We start from the raw sequence: 13,449 nt of genomic DNA, 5'->3' as shown, positions 1-13,449 counted from the left end.
TTGCGCTACAGTGCACGCGTTGGCCAATCACCGCGTGCGCGCGCACCTGCGCCGTGTCCGCGGTGAGGAAGCAACGCAGCGGAAGCCGACGGCTCGGACTGCGTTGGCTTCCTCCAAGTCGAACCTTTTCGAGGAGACATTGGTATGGTTGGTCAATCCGCCCTACTCTTTGCCATCGTTTGCGCCTTGGTGGCCGTCGCGTACGGCGTCTGGGCGCGGGGATGGATCCTGGCGCAGGATCCGGGCAATGCCCGCATGCAGGAAATCGCCGCCGCCGTGCAAACCGGCGCAGCGGCCTACCTGGCGCGTCAATACAAAACGATTGCGCTGGTCGGGGTGGTGCTGGCGGTGCTGATAGGCGTCTTCATCGACAGCACCACGGCGCTGGGCTTCGTGGTGGGCGCGGTGCTCTCGGGCGCCTGCGGCTTCATCGGCATGAACGTCTCGGTGCGCGCCAATGTGCGCACGGCGCAGGCGGCCGCGCGCGGCATCGCGCCCGCGCTGGAGGTGGCCTTCCGCGGTGGCGCCATCACCGGCATGCTGGTCGTGGGCCTGGGCCTGCTGGGCGTGGCGGGTTTTTACTGGCTGCTGGTGGGCAACGGCCAGCTCACGCCGGATCGACCGCTGACCGCGCTGCTGCACCCGCTCATTGGGCTGGCGTTTGGCGCGTCGCTCATTTCCATCTTCGCGCGGCTGGGCGGGGGCATCTTCACCAAAGGGGCGGACGTGGGTGCCGACCTGGTCGGCAAAGTGGAAGCCGGCATCCCCGAGGACGACCCGCGCAACCCGGCCGTGATCGCCGACAACGTGGGCGACAACGTGGGCGACTGCGCGGGCATGGCGGCCGATTTGTTCGAAACCTACGCGGTCACCCTCATCGCCACCATCGTGCTGGGGGCGCTGCTGGTCAAGGCGGCGCCGGTGCAGGCCAGTCTGTACCCGCTGGCGCTGGGTGGGGTGTCGATTCTGGCCTCCATCGTCGGGGCGTTTTTCGTGCGCGCCACCCCGGGCATGAAGAACGTGATGCCGGCCCTGTACAAGGGCCTGATCGTCGCGGGGGCGCTGTCGGCCGTGGCGTTTTACGGCGTGACGGTGTGGCTGATCCCGGATGACGCCATCGTCGCCAGCGGCACGCAGTGGCGCCTGTGGGTGTCGGCCCTGGTCGGGCTGGCGCTGACCGCGGCCATGGTCTGGATCACCGAGTACTACACCGGCACCGACTATGCGCCGGTGCGCCACGTGGCCCAGGCGTCCACCACAGGGCATGCGACCAACATCATCGCCGGCATCGGTGTGAGCATGAAGTCCACCGCCTGGCCGGTGCTGGCGGTGTGCGTGGCCATCGTCGCGTCGTACGCGCTGGCGGGGCTGTACGGGGTGGCCGTGGCCGCCACCGCCATGCTGAGCATGGCCGGCATCATCGTCGCGCTGGACGCCTATGGCCCCATCACCGACAACGCTGGCGGCATCGCCGAAATGGCCGAACTGCCCTCCAGCGTGCGCGACGTCACCGATCCGCTGGACGCGGTGGGCAACACCACCAAGGCGGTCACCAAGGGGTATGCGATCGGCTCGGCCGGCCTGGCCGCGCTGGTGCTGTTTGCCGACTACACGCACAAGCTGGAAAGTGCCGGGCAGGCGCTGCGCTTTGATCTTTCGGATCCGATGGTGATCGTGGGCCTGTTCATCGGCGGCCTCATCCCCTACCTGTTTGGCGCGCTGGCCATGGAAGCGGTGGGCCGCGCCGCGGGCAGCGTGGTCGAGGAGGTGCGCCGGCAGTTTCGCGAGATTGCGGGCATCATGGACGGCAGCGCCAAGCCCGAGTACGGCCGCGCCGTGGACATGCTGACCACCGCCGCCATCAAGGAGATGATGCTGCCCAGCCTGTTGCCGGTGGCGGTGCCGATCGTGGTGGGCCTGGCGCTGGGGCCGGTGGCCCTGGGCGGGCTGCTCATGGGCACCATCATCACCGGCTTGTTCGTGGCCATCAGCATGTGCACCGGCGGTGGCGCCTGGGACAACGCCAAAAAATACATCGAAGACGGCCACCACGGCGGCAAGGGGTCGGATGCGCACAAAGCCGCCGTCACCGGCGATACCGTGGGTGACCCCTACAAAGATACCGCCGGCCCCGCCGTCAACCCGCTGATCAAGATCATCAACATCGTGGCGCTGCTGATCGTGCCGCTGTTGGTCTGAGGGTCAGAAAAACCGCGCGATCTCCTCGATGTCCTCGGCAAACAGCTGCCCCGCCTCGGCCATCGCGATGCGGCCGTCGCGCCCGCGCACGAGTGTGATGGGCAGCCCCTTGGGCTTGGGCATCGCGCGGTGCACGTCGCGCGTCACCCAGACGCAGTCGAACGCGTAGCGGCGCTGCTGCAAATAGCGCAGCGCCGCCTCGCGCGTGCGGTCGATCGACAGGGTCAGCAACCGCCACCCGGGGCGGCTCCGGTGGCGCTGCCAAAAGGCATCCAACAGCGGCGTGGTGACGGCGCAAAACGGACAGGTGCTGGCCCACCAGTACAGCACCAGCACCTCGCCCGGCGCGGGCTCGAAGCGCCGGCCGTCGATGAGCTCCATCGCCGGCACGGGCCAGGGCGTGCCCAGCGCCGGCAGCGGCGGCGCCTTGGCCTCGGCGGCCGCCGCATCCGCCGGTTGCGCCCATCCGCTTGGCGCCATGGCCGTGGTGGCGACCGTCGCGGTCCATGCCAGCCAGCGCCGGCGTGTGCAAGCATCCAACACCATGATCCCATCCCCTGCCCCGACACCGCAGGGTGCCCCCTGCAGGTAACAACCCCGACACCGATGCGGTAACCGCATGGCGATAATCTAGCGCACCATGGCTGAACGCGTCATTCCCCTGTTCGATCAGCGCGTCGCGGCGCTGGCCGCCCCCCGACCGCAGGCTGCCCAACCGCCCAGTGGACACGTTGCGGATACGCGCGGCCGCCCGTTGCGGGATTTGCGCATCAGCGTCACCGACCGCTGCAACTTTCGCTGCAGCTACTGCATGCCCAAAGAGGTGTTCGACAAGGACTACCCGTATTTGCCCCACAGCGAGCTGCTGACCTTCGAAGAAATCACGCGCGTGGCGCGGCTGTTTCTGGCCCATGGGGTGCGCAAAATCCGTCTGACCGGTGGCGAGCCGCTGCTGCGCAAGAACATCGAACGCCTCATCGAGCAGCTGGCCGCCTTGCGCACGGTGGACGGCACGCCACCCGAGCTGACCCTGACCACCAACGGCAGCCTGCTGGCGCGCAAGGCGCGCGCGCTGCGCGACGCCGGGCTGCAGCGCGTGACGGTCAGCCTCGACGGGTTGGATGACGCGGTGTTTCAGCGCATGAACGATGTTGGCTTTCCGGTGGCCGAGGTGCTCCGCGGCATCGAGGCCGCACAGGCGGCGGGTTTGGCCCCGATCAAGGTCAACATGGTGGTCAAACGCGGCACCAACGACGATCAAATCGTGCCCATGGCGCGGCACTTCCGCGGCAGCGGTGTGACGCTGCGTTTGATCGAATACATGGACGTGGGCAGCTCCAATGGCTGGTGCATGGACGAGGTGCTGCCCAGCGCCGAGGTGCTGGCGCGCTTGCAGGTGGCGTTTGCGCTCGTCCCGCTGGAGGCCAGTGCCCCCGGCGAGACGGCCGAGCGCTGGGGCTACGCCGGCTCCGACGGGCGGCACGACCCCGCGCTGGGCGAAATCGGCTTGATCAGCAGCGTGACCCGGGCCTTTTGCCGCGACTGCAACCGCGCGCGCCTGTCCACCGAGGGGCGGCTGTACCTGTGTCTGTTCGCCGAACGCGGCTACGACCTGCGCGCGCTGTTGCGCGGCGGCGCCAGCGACGCCGACATCGCCGCCTCCATCGCCGCCATCTGGCAGGGGCGCGCCGACCGCTACTCGGAGATCCGCGGCCAGCTCCCGCCAGAGACGCGGCAGCGCGCGCGCCGCATCGAGATGAGCTACATCGGGGGATGAGCGCGATGGGCGATCCGTTGCCGACCCACGACACGCCCCTGCCGGCGCCCGGTAGCGTCACGGGCGTGGTGCTCGCCGGCGGCCAGGGCAGCCGCATGGGGGGTGTGGACAAGGGCCTGCAACCCTTCCACGGCGTGCCGCTGGCCTTGCACGCGCTGATGCGCCTGCGCATGCAGCGCGGCGACTGGCTGGCGCACAGCATGATCAACGCCAACCGCAACCTGGGGGCGTACGAGAGCTTTGGCGTCCCGGTGTGGCCCGACACCCTGGGCGGCTACGCCGGCCCGCTGGCCGGGATGCTGACGGCACTGACGCACACCGAAACGCCCTTCCTGCTCACCGTCCCCTGCGACTCGCCGCGCTTTCCGCTCGACCTGGCGGACCGCCTGTGCCGCGCCCTGATCGAGGCACGCGCCGAGCTCGCCATGGCCGCCGGCCCCGAAAGCGACGGCCGGGTGCGCCCACAACCGGTGTTTTGCCTGCTCAGCACCCACCTGATCGAAAGCCTGGAGCGCTTCCTGCAAGCGGGTGGGCGCAAAATCGACGCCTGGACGGCACAGCACCGTGGCGTGGTGGTGCCGTTCGACCGCCCGGACGACGACCCGCTGGCCTTTGCCAACGCCAACACCTTGGCCGAGCTGCACGCCCTGCAACAGGACCGTGTCCCCGGCTAACCCCCGATCCGGCGCATCCCGGCATGCGCCAACTGCACCGCATGAAAACCCTCGACCAGATTGCCGCCGAACTGCAAGGCTACGACCCCAACGCCCTGCCCGCTGCGACCGTGGGCGCGTTTCTCGAGCGCCTCGTCGCCCCCCTGCGCGACGCCGAAGAGGTGGATGTGTTCGACGCACTCGATCGCGTGTTGGCGCAAGATGTGATCTCGCCGATGAGCGTTCCCCCACACGACAACGCCGCCATGGACGGCTACGCACTGCGTGGCAGCAGCCTGGCCGCCGCGGGCGAGACGGTGCTGCGCGTGGTGGGCACCTGCTACGCGGGTGAGGCTGGCTGGCGCGCCGACGTCCCACCCGATGGCTGCGTGCGCATCATGACCGGCGCCGTCATGCCACCGGGATTGGACACCGTGGTGCCCATCGAATTCGTCGCCCCGGCCGGGCCCGACCTGGTGCGCATCCCGGCCGGCGTGGTGCACGCGGGTGACAACCGCCGCCTGCGCGGCGAGGACCTGATGGCCGGTCAGCCCGCCCTGCGCGCGGGCCAGCGGCTGGGCCCCGCCGCGCTGGGCCTGATCGCCAGCCTCGGCATCGCGCGCGTGCCCGTGGTGCGCCGGCTGCGGGTGGCGTATTTTTCCACCGGCGACGAAATCCTGTCGCTGGGCGAGCCGCTGCGCGACGGGGCCATCTACGACAGCAACCGCTACACCATCTACGGGCTGCTGCGCCGCCTGGGGGTGGAGGTCCTCGATCTGGGCGTGGTGCGCGACGACCCGGCGGCGTTGGAAGCCGCTTTTCGGCAAGCGGCCGCGCAGGCCGACGCGGTGATCACCAGCGGCGGCGTGAGCATGGGCGAAGCCGATCACACCAAGGCCATGATGCGGCGTCTGGGTGACGTGGCGTTTTGGCGCATCGCCATGCGCCCGGGACGCCCGATGGCGGTGGGGCGTCTGGCCGATCCCGCGACGGGCCGCGACACGGTGCTGTTTGGCCTGCCCGGCAACCCGGTGGCGGTGATGGTGACGTTCCTGGCCTTCGTGCGTCCTGCCCTGCTGCGCATGATGGGCGCACGCGACACCACCGCGCTGCTGGTGCGGGCGCGCAGCGCCGAGGCGATGCGCAAAAAGCCCGGGCGCACCGAGTACCAGCGCGGTATCGTCACGCGCGCTGCGGACGGCAGCCTGCAGGTGCGCACCACCGGCCACCAGGGGTCGGGCGTGCTGCGCTCCATGGTGGAAGCCAACGCGCTGATCGTGCTGGGCCACGATCAGGGGTCGGTGGCCGTGGGCGACGAGGTGGACGTGATGCTGTTCGACGGCGTGATCTGACGGATCCGCATCCCGCGCCCTAGGGTGGTGCCGCCAGGAATGGGCCGCGCGCGTCAGCCCAGCAGCATCAGGCCGATCTGGATCAGCACGAGCAGCACGAGCACGGACAGATCGACACCGCCAACGGTGGGGATGACCCGGCGCACCGGCGCCAGCAGCGGGTCGAGCAGCCGGCCCAGGCTGCCAATCAGCGGCGAAAACGGCTGCACCCAGGTCAGCACCGCATACACCAGCAACAGCAGCATCAGGCCCTGCAACATCGTGCGCAGCAGCAGTTGCAGCGCCAACAGGGGCACGGTCAGCCAGTAGGCACTCTCGAGCCCCGGCAACGCGCCGCCCCAGACCAGGTGCAGCAGACCGGCGTGCGCCAACGCCAGCACCACCGCCGCCAAAAAACTGCCCCAGTCGGCGTTGGCCTGCGCCAGCGCACGCGGCAGCGTGCGGCGCAGCGGTTGCACGATCCAATCGGTCAGGGCGATGACGAACGGCCCCGGCTGGGCCGTCATGCGCAGGCGGCGCGTGTTCATCCAGCCGCGCAGCAGGGCAGCCCCCACCAAAAAGAAAAACAGCGTGTCGAGCAAGAACACCACGATGCGCATGACGACTCCCGCAGACGTCGGACGGCCATTGCCGCGGATAGGGCCTCGAGTCCTCAGCCGCGCGGCCGGCGACCGCGCCCTGACCCCGGCGATTGTGCCCCAGCCGCCTTGCCGGCGCCGCGCGTGGCCCTGGCGGGTGTGGCCTTGCCGGTGCCAGACTTGCCGCTGTTGGCCTTTGGGCCGGCGCGCTTGGCGCTGCGCAGGGACGATGCGGCCATGCCACGCCGTGCGGAGGGCTCCCCCGTGCCGGCGCCGCTCGGGCGCGCTTCGCCCGCCGCATCGTCGCGCACCAACCGAAAATCGATGCGCCGACCGTCGAGGTCCACCCGGCTGACCTGCACCGCCACCTTCGAGCCCAGGGTGTAGCGCACGCCGGTGCGCTCACCGCGCAGCTCCTGCCGGCGCTCGTCGTGGCGGAAATACTCGCCGCCCAGTTCGGTGATGTGCACCAGGCCCTCGACATAGAGGCTGTCGAGCGTGACGAAGAGCCCAAAACTGGTGACCGCGGTAACGGTGCCGGTGAATTCTTCACCCAGGTGCTCGCGCATGTACTTGCACTTGAGCCAGGCTTCCACGTCGCGGCTGGCCTCGTCGGCGCGGCGCTCGTTGGCGCTGCAGTGCAGACCGGCGGCTTCCCACCCCAACACCTCCTGCGATGGCCGCCCGCGCGAGCGCGTCATGGCTTCCGAGGTGCCGCGCTCCTGCAGGCGCTTGGCCAGCTTGGCCAGTGCCTCACCCGGCACGGGCAGCACCGGCAGGTGGTAGCGCCCGTCCTTGAGCAAGGCCTTGATCACGCGATGCACGAGCAAATCCGGGTAGCGCCGGATGGGGCTGGTGAAGTGGGTGTAGGCTTCGTAGGCCAGCCCGAAGTGGCCCACGTTGTGCGGCGAATACATGGCCTGCTGCATCGAACGCAGCAGCATCTGGTGGATTTGCGGCGCATCGGGTCGATCGGCCGTCGCCTTGGAGATGGCCTGAAAGTCCCGTGGACCGGGTGCGTCGGGCACGGTCAGCGGTACACCCAGGGCCTTGAGGAATTCCCGCAGCAGCTCGACCTTGTCGGCCGAGGGGCGCTCGTGCACCCGGTACAGGCAGGGGTGGCGGTGGCTGGCGATGAACTCCGCCGCGCAGACGTTGGCGGCCAGCATGGCCTCCTCGATCATGCGGTGGGCGTCGTTGCGGGTGCGCGGCTCGATGCGCAGGATGCGCCCGGCCTCGTCGCAGACGATTTGCGTCTCCACCGTCTCCAAATCGACGGCGCCGCGCGCCTCGCGCGCGGCCAGCAGCGCCCGAAACACATCGTGCAGATTGAGCAGATGCGGCACCAGCGCGGCATGGCGCTGCGCCTCCGGCCCGCGCGTGTTTTGCAGGATGGCGGCCACCTCGGTGTAGGTGAAGCGCTGGTGGCTGTGCATCACCGCGGGGTAGAACTGGTAGGCGTGGATCTCCCCCTTGGCGTCGATGAGCATGTCGCACACCATGCACAAGCGGTCCACGCCCGGGTTGAGCGAGCACAGGCCATTGGAGAGTTTTTCCGGCAGCATCGGGATGACGCGGCGCGGGAAATACACGCTGGTGGCGCGGTCGTAGGCGTCGATGTCGAGCGGCGCGCCGTTGCGCACGTAGTGGCTGACGTCGGCGATGGCCACCAGCAGCCGCCAGCCCTTGCCGCGCCCGACGCGGGCCGGCTCGCAATAGACCGCATCGTCGAAGTCGCGTGCGTCCTCGCCGTCGATGGTGACCAGCGGCACATCGGTCAGGTCCACGCGGCCACGGCGGTCCACGGCGCGCACTTTGTCCGGCAGCGCGCGCGCTTCGGCCAGCGCCCCTTCGGAAAACTGGTGCGGCACGCCGTACTTGCGCACGGCGATTTCGATTTCCATGCCGGGGTCGTCGATGTCGCCCAGCACTTCCTTGATCCGCCCCACCGGCTGGCCAAACAACGCCGGGGGCTCGGTGAGTTCGACCACCACCACCTGGCCCGGCTGGGCGGTGCCCGTCGCGCCTTTGGGGATCAGCACGTCCTGGCCGTAGCGCTTGTCCTCGGGGGCCACCAGCCAAACGCCGTTTTCGTAGAGCAGACGGCCGATGATGGGGGTTTCCGAGCGCACCAGGATCTCGGTGACGCGGGCTTCCGGGCGGCCACGCCGGTCGTGGCGCACGATGCGCGCGCGCACGCGGTCCTTGTGCAGCACGGCGCGCATCTCGTTGGGGGGCAGGTAGAGGTCGGGCTGGCCGTCGTCGCGCACAATGAAGCCGTGGCCGTCGCGGTGACCGACGACGACGCCTTCGATTTCGTGGAGGGAAATGGGGGTTTTTTCTTTCACAGGCAAGGTGTTGGCGGCGGGGCGAGGCCCGCCTCGGGTATATAATATTGGCTTCCTGAAGCGCCCAGGTGGCGGAATTGGTAGACGCACTAGTTTCAGGTACTAGCGCCGAGAGGCGTGGAGGTTCGAGTCCTCTCCTGGGCACCAACGTTTTGCGCCAAAATTGGCGCAATCCGACAAGCCACTTTCCACACGCGGGATGCGTGCTTAGGTTTGGTAAAACGCAAGAGCCGGTCATCGACCGGCTTTTTGTTTTGGCGCAGCTTTTGATCAAGGCGCCGCCCATGCGGATCCACGCCGGCCAGGCGCCGCTGCGCTGCCGCATGTCGCGGCGCCTCAGACCGGCATCCCCACCAGGTCGTGCCCCTCGGCGGCCACGATGCGCGCGCGGATGAACTCGCCCGTTCGGTAGGTCTTGCTGGCCTTCTCCGGGGGCAACAGGCGCACGGTGCCGTCGATCTCGGGTGCATCGGCGTACGTGCGCCCCACCCCGCCCTTTTTGCCCAGCCCCTGCGCATGGTCCACCAGCACCTGCATGGTGGCCCCAACGCGGCGTTGCAGGCGTTGCACGGCCACCGATTCGGCCACGGCCATGAAGCGTGCGCGGCGCTCCTCGCGCAGCGCATCCGGCAAGGCACCCGGCAGCGCGTTGGCGGCCGCCCCCTCGACCGGTGAGTAGGCAAAACAGCCGGCGCGGTCGATCTGCGCCTCGCGCACAAAGTCCAGCAGGTGCGCAAACTCCTCCTCCGTTTCGCCGGGAAAGCCGGCGATGAAGGTGCTGCGCACCACCAACTCGGAGCACATCTCGCGCCAGCGCCGAATGCGCTCGAGGTTGCGCTCGCCACTGGCCGGGCGCTTCATGCGCCGCAGCACGTCGGGGTGGCTGTGCTGGAACGGCACATCCAGATACGGCAGCACCAGCCCCTCGGCCATGAGCGGGACGATATCGTCCACATGGGGATACGGATAGACGTAATGCAGGCGCACCCAGGCGCCGTGGGCACGCGCCAGCGTCCCCAGCTCACGCACCAGGTCGAACAGGCGTGTGCGCACCGGACGCCCATGCCAAAACCCGGTGCGGTACTGCACATCGACGCCGTAGGCGCTGGTGTCCTGGCTGATGACGAGCAGCTCCTTGACCCCGCCTTCGAACAGGCGCTGCGCCTCGGTGAGCACGTCGCCGATCGGGCGGCTGACCAGATCGCCCCGCATCGACGGGATGATGCAGAACGTGCAGCGGTGGTTGCAGCCCTCGCTGATCTTGAGGTAGGCGTAGTGGCGCGGCGTGAGCTTGACGCCCACCCCTTCGATGGCGTTGCTGGGCGGCGGCACCAGGTCCACGAACGGGTCGTGCGGCTTGGGCACGTGCGCGTGCACGGCGTCGAGCACCTCGTCCGTGGCATGCGGGCCGGTGACCGCAAGCACCGCCGGGTGCAGCGATCGGACCAGGTTGCCACCCTGCGCGTCGGCGCGCGCGCCCAGGCAGCCGGTGACGATGACCCTGCCGTTGGCGGCCAGCGCCTCGCCAATGGCGTCGAGGCTTTCCTTGACCGCGTCGTCGATGAAGCCGCAGGTGTTGACGATGACCAGGTCCGCGCCTTCGTACTGGCGGCTGGTGCGGTAGCCTTCGGCGCTCAGGCGCGTGAGGATCAGCTCCGAGTCGGTCAGCGCCTTCGGGCAGCCGAGGCTGACAAAGCCGATGGTCGGCGCCTGGGCATGGGGTGAGACGGGCGTTTGCGTGGCCATCCCGCTATTGTCTCAGGTTGGCGCGCACCGGCTGGCATGGCGGCGCGGCCGACCACGCACGCTCGGACGCGCGCGGACACGCGGGCCCGCTGAGGCAGGTGTCAGTGCGGACGCTTGACGCCCAAGGCCCCCAGCATTTGCTCCTGCATCTGGGCAAACGCTTTTTGCGACTGGGCAAAAAAATGGCCCATGAGCAGCGGTGTTTGCGCGGCCATGAACTGCTGCCACAGCTCGGGCGTGAGTTCCTTGGCCTGCTCGGCCATTTTTTGCTGCAGCTCCATGAAGATTTGCAGGTTGCGCTCGAGGTACGAGCCCATGAAATCCTGCATGGCGTGGCCATAGAATCGAATGATGTTGGCCAGCATCTTCTCGGAAAACAGCGGCACGCCCGCGGTCTCTTCCTCGAGAATGATTTGCAGCAGGATCGAGCGCGTCAGATCTTCGCCCGTCTTGGCATCGCGCACGATGAAGGGCTCGGCCCGCATCACCAGCGCCTTGACGTCGCTGAGCGTGATGTACGACGAGGAGTCGGTGTCGTAGAGGCGGCGGTTGGGATACTTTTTGATGACGCGCACGGCACCATGCCCCGTTTCGGGCGGCTGGCTGGATTCGGTTGCATCGGCCTTGGTCTTGGTGGCAGGCACGAAACGAACTCCTACGAGAGACATGCAATGGCGCACGGACGACGACTGCCCGACACCCCGCGGGGCATTGTAGAACGCCTATCCCGCGGCGGCGGACGGGGATTTCCCGGCCTTGGAGCCGCGCCATGGTGACCCCGCCGGACAGCGAACCCGCGCCGGCCGCCCCGCGCTCGCCGGCTGCGCTGTTTTGGGCCTGCACGGCGCTGGCCTTGCAGGGCTTTGGCGGCGTGCTGGCCGTGGTGCAGCAGACCTTGGTGGAGCGCCGCCGCTGGCTGACGCAGGCGCAATTTCTGGAAGACTGGGCGGCGGCACAGCTGCTGCCCGGCCCCAATGTCGTCAACCTGGCGTTGATGATCGGCAGCCGCCACTTCGGTTGGCGCGGGGCGGTCGCGGCGTTGGCGGGCATGTTGCTCGCGCCGCTGGCGCTGTTGCTGGTGGTGGCCATCGCGTTCGCGCAGGTCGCGGCGCACCCGGCGGCACAGGGTGCGTTGCGCGGCATGGGGGCGGTCGCGGCGGGCCTGATCATGGGGACGGCGCTGCGGCTGCTCGCGCCGCTGCGCGACAACCTGTTGGGACCACGCGCGTGCGCGGCGCTGGCGGCGGCGACCTTCGTCGCCGTGGCCTGGATGCGGCTGCCGCTGGCCTGGGTGCTGGCGGCAACGGGCAGCCTGGGCTGGGGGCTGGCTGCATGGCGGCTGCGCCGCGAGCGGGGCGCGCAGCCATGAGCGCGGCCGCCAACACCCTGGGCAGCCTGACGGCGGCGGACTGGCTGGCGGTTTTTGCGCACTTTTCGTCGCTGTCCTTGCTGGCGATTGGGGGCGCCATCACCACCGCCCCCGACATGCACCGCTACCTGGTCACCCAGCACGGCTGGCTCACGGAGGGGCAGTTTGCGGCGTCGATTGCGCTTGCCCAAGCGGCGCCTGGCCCCAACATCCTGTTCGTGGCGCTGATGGGGTGGCATGTCGGCCTCAACAGCGCGGGAGGGCCGGCGGCCGGTCCGGGCGCATGGGTGTCGGGACTGCTGGGGGTGGGCGTCTGCCTGGGGGCCATGCTGCTGCCATCGTCCCTGCTCACCTACGGCGTGGCGCGCTGGCTGCACGAACGCCGCGCGTGGTGGCCCGTGCGGGCGTTTCGGCAGGGGCTGGCGCCGGCGGTCGTGGCGCTGCTGTTCGCCTCGGGCTGGCTCATGGCGCGCGCCAGCGGCGACTGGCGCCACGACGGTGGGCTGTGGGCGCTGACGGCTGCGAGCGCGCTCATCGTTTGGCGCACGCGCGTGCACCTGCTGTGGCTGCTGGGTGCCGGTGCACTGCTCGGCGCACTCGGCTGGGTCTGATGCGCGGCGCCGCTACGGGCCAGGGCTCAACCCGTGGACGACGGCGCGGCGGCAAGCCGCTGCCGCACGGCCTCGTAGAGGCAAACCGCACTGGCCACCGAGACGTTGAGGCTTTCCACCGCGCCGCGCATGGGGATGGACACCAACACGTCGCAGGTGCGGCGCACCAGCGCGCGCATGCCCTTGCCTTCGGAGCCGAGCACCACCGCCACCGGGCCGCGCCAGTCGTGCTGGTACAGACTCACGGGCGCGTCATCGCTGGTGCCCACCACCCAGATGCCGCGCGCCTTGAGCGCCTCGAGCGTGCGCGCCAGGTTGGTGACCATGAAGTACGGCACGGTCTCGGCCGCGCCGCTGGCCACCTTGGCCACCGTGGCGTTGAGACCGCACGCGTGGTCCTTGGGGGCAATGACCGCGTGTGCTCCGGCGCCATCGGCCACGCGCAGGCAGGCGCCCAGGTTGTGGGGGTCGGTGATGCCGTCGAGCACCAGCAACAAGGGCGGGTCGGCCTGGCGTTCGGCCGCGCTGCGGGCGTCGAGCTGGTCCAACCGATCGTCGAGCGTGCGCGCCTGCTCGATCTCCTGCACGCGCGCCACCACCCCCTGGTGATGCGCCCCACCGGCCAGCTTGGCCAGCCGTGGGCCGTCGGCCTCGATGACACGCACACCCGCCGCCTGCGCGCGCAGCAAAAACTGTCGCATGCGGGCGTCGCGCCGCGTGGGATCGGCGTAAACCTCGAGGATGGACGCGGGCGCCGTCTTCAGACGCACGCCGACGGCGTGAAACCCAAACAGTATCTTGGTCGCAGCGGACATG

General features: G+C 69.4%; 12 protein-coding genes and 1 tRNA gene. 7 read left to right on the top strand and 6 right to left on the bottom strand.

What is annotated here, in order from left to right; translation table 11 throughout:
- Positions 1-144: 144 nt before the first annotated feature.
- Positions 145-2,199 (top strand): sodium-translocating pyrophosphatase, encoded by a 2,055-nt coding sequence (locus Tther_RS01655; protein WP_143900216.1) that lies wholly within the window; start codon positions 145-147, stop codon positions 2,197-2,199.
- 3 nt (positions 2,200-2,202) lie between these two features.
- On the opposite strand, the gene Tther_RS01650 is transcribed toward Tther_RS01655, so the two are convergent.
- On the bottom strand, positions 2,203-2,745 hold the full coding sequence (locus Tther_RS01650) for a TlpA family protein disulfide reductase (protein ID WP_185974967.1): 543 nt from the start codon (positions 2,743-2,745) through the stop codon (positions 2,203-2,205).
- Positions 2,746-2,839: 94 nt separating this feature from the next.
- Here Tther_RS01650 and moaA point away from each other — a divergent pair, with 94 nt between their 5' ends.
- Genes moaA through moeA form a run of 3 tightly spaced genes read left to right on the top strand, consistent with a single transcriptional unit; the run spans position 2,840 to position 5,981 of the window.
- A complete protein-coding gene (gene moaA / locus Tther_RS01645) occupies positions 2,840-3,976 on the top strand; it encodes a GTP 3',8-cyclase MoaA (RefSeq protein ID WP_143900212.1) in 1,137 nt (378 codons plus the stop codon).
- Complete coding sequence (gene mobA / locus Tther_RS01640; protein ID WP_246098865.1) at positions 3,973-4,650, top strand: molybdenum cofactor guanylyltransferase MobA; 678 nt, start codon at positions 3,973-3,975, stop codon at positions 4,648-4,650. Before moaA ends, mobA begins: the two co-directional genes overlap by 4 nt.
- Before the next feature lie 41 nt (positions 4,651-4,691).
- On the top strand, positions 4,692-5,981 hold the full coding sequence (gene moeA, locus Tther_RS01635) for a molybdopterin molybdotransferase MoeA (protein ID WP_143900210.1): 1,290 nt from the start codon (positions 4,692-4,694) through the stop codon (positions 5,979-5,981).
- 53 nt (positions 5,982-6,034) lie between these two features.
- Here the strand turns inward: moeA and Tther_RS01630 are convergent, their stop codons facing one another.
- Together Tther_RS01630 and rnr are read right to left on the bottom strand one after the other, a co-directional pair.
- Positions 6,035-6,580 (bottom strand): YggT family protein, encoded by a 546-nt coding sequence (locus Tther_RS01630; RefSeq protein WP_143900208.1) that lies wholly within the window; start codon positions 6,578-6,580, stop codon positions 6,035-6,037.
- A 53-nt stretch (positions 6,581-6,633) separates the two neighbouring features.
- Positions 6,634-8,913, bottom strand: coding sequence for a ribonuclease R (gene rnr, locus Tther_RS01625; protein ID WP_425472789.1), 2,280 nt, complete (start codon positions 8,911-8,913; stop codon positions 6,634-6,636).
- 56 nt (positions 8,914-8,969) lie between these two features.
- On the opposite strand from rnr, the gene Tther_RS01620 reads away from it, so the two are divergent.
- Positions 8,970-9,054: transfer RNA gene (locus Tther_RS01620), tRNA-Leu, on the top strand.
- A gap of 189 nt (positions 9,055-9,243) precedes the next feature.
- On the opposite strand, the gene rimO is transcribed toward Tther_RS01620, so the two are convergent.
- Together rimO and phaR are read right to left on the bottom strand one after the other, a co-directional pair.
- Positions 9,244-10,653: a 30S ribosomal protein S12 methylthiotransferase RimO gene (gene rimO / locus Tther_RS01615; RefSeq protein ID WP_143900204.1), complete on the bottom strand. Its 1,410-nt coding sequence runs from the start codon at positions 10,651-10,653 to the stop codon at positions 9,244-9,246.
- A 101-nt stretch (positions 10,654-10,754) separates the two neighbouring features.
- On the bottom strand, positions 10,755-11,228 hold the full coding sequence (gene phaR / locus Tther_RS01610; RefSeq protein WP_425472790.1) for a polyhydroxyalkanoate synthesis repressor PhaR: 474 nt from the start codon (positions 11,226-11,228) through the stop codon (positions 10,755-10,757).
- A gap of 194 nt (positions 11,229-11,422) precedes the next feature.
- Between phaR and Tther_RS01605 the strand changes: the two genes are divergently transcribed.
- Together Tther_RS01605 and Tther_RS01600 are read left to right on the top strand one after the other, a co-directional pair.
- Positions 11,423-12,022, top strand: coding sequence for a chromate transporter (locus Tther_RS01605; protein ID WP_143900200.1), 600 nt, complete (start codon positions 11,423-11,425; stop codon positions 12,020-12,022).
- Positions 12,019-12,633, top strand: coding sequence for a chromate transporter (locus Tther_RS01600; protein ID WP_143900198.1), 615 nt, complete (start codon positions 12,019-12,021; stop codon positions 12,631-12,633). The genes Tther_RS01605 and Tther_RS01600 overlap by 4 nt, the downstream gene beginning before the upstream one ends.
- Positions 12,634-12,659: 26 nt before the next feature.
- Here the strand turns inward: Tther_RS01600 and rlmB are convergent, their stop codons facing one another.
- Complete coding sequence (gene rlmB, locus Tther_RS01595; RefSeq protein WP_143900196.1) at positions 12,660-13,448, bottom strand: 23S rRNA (guanosine(2251)-2'-O)-methyltransferase RlmB; 789 nt, start codon at positions 13,446-13,448, stop codon at positions 12,660-12,662.
- Between the last annotated feature and the right edge of the window lies 1 nt (position 13,449).

It is taken from the genome of Tepidimonas thermarum (assembly GCF_007556705.1).
Lineage (GTDB): Bacteria > Pseudomonadota > Gammaproteobacteria > Burkholderiales > Burkholderiaceae_C > Tepidimonas > Tepidimonas thermarum.
The sequence above is the reverse complement of the archived record's forward strand: the minus strand, read 5'-3'. Positions and strand labels throughout refer to the sequence as shown.